2 protein-coding genes are annotated in these 2709 nt (G+C 48.8%); both read right to left on the bottom strand.

Going from position 1 to position 2709, the window contains the following annotated elements; genetic code table 11:
- Nucleotides 1-646 precede the first annotated feature (646 nt).
- Nucleotides 647-1522 (bottom strand): carbohydrate ABC transporter permease, encoded by an 876-nt coding sequence (locus tag POG22_RS21840; protein WP_063717558.1) that lies wholly within the window; start codon nt 1520-1522, stop codon nt 647-649.
- A gap of 49 nt (nt 1523-1571) precedes the next feature.
- On the bottom strand, nt 1572-2709 hold a 1138-nt coding region (locus POG22_RS21835; protein ID WP_498907108.1), incomplete at its 5' end, for a serpin family protein.

Below are 2709 nucleotides of genomic sequence, written 5' to 3'. Positions count from 1 at the left end.
CTGATGCCGTACAGCTTGCCCAATGGTCGTTTTGGACTCTAGCTTCCCAATTGAATCGGTAATCGCCGACGAAAATCCAAGGTTTTTGAGCTTCTCGATCGGAAAACCTTGCACCATTTTCTGAAAAAAAGTCCCAAAATTCTTACTGGGTCTACATTTCAGTTTTGTTCAGCAAGCCCGAGTTAGGAGAGTTTCAATAAGTTCTTTAGCTTATTTATTAGGAATAGCTTTATTTATCGTGTTAGCATATGGAGACTACTTTGATGTCAACGTCGAACCAGTCGGCGGCATTATATTAACTGCTCTGTATTGTGTAAATGTGTGGGATTGCGTAAAATTAAAATATCCTATTTATTATCTCTTAGGGATAGCTTTTTTTGCCACCCTATTCTGCGAAGCATATTTGAATATCGATACGGGACTCACTCTCCTCTTTATTATGATTGCTTTGATGTGTTTTGGTTTGTGGCATAGGTATCAAATCAAATCAAAATGAATGGAAAAGCTCAGAGGTGTTGAACTGAAAGCCACGAATCTTGTAAAATGCCAAATTCAGTGAGTGTATTGCAATTTTACAATAGGTTTAGGAGGGAGCATCTCACTTCTGTAGTCTTTCAAAAATGAAGCAATAAAAAATCCAAACCTACTACCGCTGAGTCAGCTTCAAATTGGCAAAGGAAAGCCCCAAAATCAGCAAAAACAAAACTAAACCGATCGTGCAAGCATAGCTGATTTCCAGGCGATCGAATGCCTGTTCGTACAGATAGTACACCACGGTTTTCGAGCTGTTGCGAGGACCGCCTTGAGTCATCACGTACACTTCCTCGAACACCTTCGTCGCCGACAACGCCGAAATCGTCCCCACCAACAACAAATAAGGACGCATTAACGGAACGGTGATGTCCCAATGTTTGCGCCACCCGTCGGAACCGTCGAGAGACGCCGCTTCGTACAATTCCTCGGGAATCGACTGCAACCCCGCCAAATACACCACCATGTAATACCCCAATCCTTTCCACACTGTCACCGCCATGACGCTAAACAGGGCGAATTTGGGACTCGTCAGCCAGGGAAACCCGTTTTCTACTCCCAACTGCTGCAAAATTTGGTTGAACAGCCCGTTTTCGGCGTAAAGGTATTTCCAGGCTAATCCCGCGACGACCATTGACAAAATGACCGGAGTGTAGTAGAAAGCGCGAAACCAGGAAATGCCTTTGAGGGGACGGTTGACGAGAATTGCCAAACCGAGCGGAACGGTCACGAGGATGGGAACGACCCCCACGAGATAGAGAAGAGTTTGACGCAAGGTTTGCCAGAAAATCGGATCGACCCAAAGCCGTTGAAAGTTCGCCCAGCCAATCCACTGGGGGGCTTGGGTGAGGTCGTATTCGTAGCGGGTAAAGCTGAGAAGAAAGGCTTGGGCGGTGGGAAAAAAGACGGTGACGAGGAGAACGAGTCCCGCCGGGAGTAGGAAGAGATAGGGGGTCAGCGTTTGTAAAACGCGGCTAGAAGACTGACGCATCGCGATCGCAAAAAAACAGGTTCGGGTATCGAGAACGGTCGAACTCGCGTCACGATCGAGGGTTGACGACGGTACCGAGAAATAAAATCGCCTGAGTTTCCGTATCGCAAATGGCAAAGAAAAAAGGGCGATCGAAAACGATTCGTTGCGGAGCTGCTCGCGTTCCGATAATTGCTGTGACAGCGGCCGCTTCCGTTCCTCGTTCGTTCACTTCAACGTAGATTTTTTGCTTGACGAGATCGATCCAGAATCCATCCGAGACGATGTTAGAAAAATCTGCATCGTTTCTAAATATACTCTCGAGTCCTGCGGATTGGAGTGCTTCGTTGAGTTGTGCGTCGCTATCGAGACGAAAACGAGGAAAACCCACGACGATCGCTCGAGAGTACTGCGAGTCGAACGACTCGAGCCAAGCGTTCCAGTTTTCGAGGGTGAGTTGGCGGTAGAAATCTGCCAGCGTTTTGTTTTCGTGGGGGAGAAACGCATACATGACGATGCGTTCCGAATCGCCATAGGGAAGTTCGATCGCTTGAAAGAGATCGGTTTGCAGTGATCGAAACATATTCTCTTGGAACATTATCGGATGTTCGATTTGCCCGCCGTCAACGAGAGCGAACGATCGCTGTTCGGTTTTATCTTCGTCGAACGGAAGCGTCCAACCTCCGAAAAAATAAAGGGCGTTGGTGAGAACGACGACTGGAGGCGGATCGAGATCGCGGGGGGTTAACAGATTCTGAATGCGGTTTTGGGTGGCGGCGGCCGCCCAGTCGTTAATCTGCTCGAGGGCGATGGTAATTTGTTGAAAGTCGATCGATTCGAGCGTCGCTCGATAAACCGTTCGAGCGATTTCGAGAAAAGTGGGGTCGAACGCTTCTCCTTCTTGTCCCCAAACTGCATTAGCCAGATCGAGGGTGTAATCCGAGTCGAGCGCCTCGAAGGAGGTTAAAAGGGTATCGTAGTAACCATCGACCTCTTCAGGCGTCAATCCGGCGTATCCCAACGCGAACGCCATATCTGTTTGGGTTTGCGATCGCGCCCCGCGATAGAGCAGTCCCAACAGCACTGACAAACTCGTCGGAGAGAACGCTGCGTTTTCAGTAGGGCGATCGGTAGCAAGGGTCGAAAAGACTTGCAATCCCAAGCGGGTATTTGCGTTCTCGATCTGTCGCAGGGCTGGCGTTGTCGAT

This window comes from Geitlerinema sp. CS-897 (genome assembly GCF_028368005.1).
Classification (GTDB): Bacteria; Cyanobacteriota; Cyanobacteriia; order Cyanobacteriales; family Geitlerinemataceae; genus Baaleninema; species Baaleninema simplex.
The sequence above is the reverse complement of the archived record's forward strand: the minus strand, read 5'-3'. Positions and strand labels throughout refer to the sequence as shown.